General features: G+C 66.0%; 1 protein-coding gene. It reads left to right on the forward strand.

From position 1 onward, the window contains the following. The coding region (locus AC1DYG_RS20460) for a VOC family protein (RefSeq protein ID WP_477641667.1) at nt 1-286 on the forward strand (286 nt) is incomplete at its 5' end. Between the last annotated feature and the right edge of the window lie 105 nt (nt 287-391).

The following is a 391-nucleotide window of genomic DNA, read 5'->3' on the forward strand; positions in this document are numbered from 1 at the left end:
CTGTGAGATCGCAATGCTGCGGCCGCCCGACGGAGGGTCCCGGCTGGAGCTCGCGACCTTCGTCGCACCCGACCACGTGCCCGGATCGCCAACGGCGATGGCCAACGAGCTTGGGCTGCGCAACGTGTCCTTCGAGGTCGGAGACCTCCAGGCGGCCGTCGACGCGGTGGCTGCGGACGGGTACGGGTTAATCGGCGGCATCGGCGAGTACGAGAACAGCGTGCGGATGGCCTACGTGCGTGGGCCCGAAGGGATCATCGTGTCCCTGTTCGAGCAGATCGGCTGACGCGCGTGCGCATTGCCCACGTGTGTCAATCCGTCGCCATGGACGTGGCGGTAGCTCGACATCGTTGGCGTGCATAGAGAGTGAAGAGAGGGGAGAGGAAGAGAG

The sequence above is a fragment of the Pedococcus sp. P1_H8 genome (assembly GCF_056405175.1).